Source organism: Photorhabdus africana (assembly GCF_035181445.1).
In the GTDB taxonomy this organism is placed as follows: domain Bacteria; phylum Pseudomonadota; class Gammaproteobacteria; order Enterobacterales; family Enterobacteriaceae; genus Photorhabdus; species Photorhabdus laumondii.
Map to the genome: position 1 here is coordinate 1 of NZ_JAXBVE010000303.1, position 223 is coordinate 223.

Below are 223 nucleotides of genomic sequence, written 5' to 3' on the forward strand. Positions count from 1 at the left end.
TCTCAACACCCGTACCAGCAGTAATGCCAGTGTTGCCTCAGGTTCAACCAGTAGTATGGGGACATCAGGAGGCAGTGGTAATGTCAACAATTCTGTCTCTGGGGAGGCCAGCTCTTCACAGAAAACGACGGTTGATCTGAACAGTGATTTATACGAAGACATCCGTAAGACAGTCGAGAATATGTTGACGCCCGAGCGTGGCCGGTTCTGGTTGTCAAGCTCC

General features: G+C 50.7%; 1 protein-coding gene. It reads left to right on the forward strand.

The window, feature by feature from the left end; translation table 11 throughout:
- Positions 1 to 223 (forward strand): secretin N-terminal domain-containing protein (locus tag SLS51_RS23860; protein WP_323840924.1); only part of this gene is annotated, 223 nt, incomplete at both ends.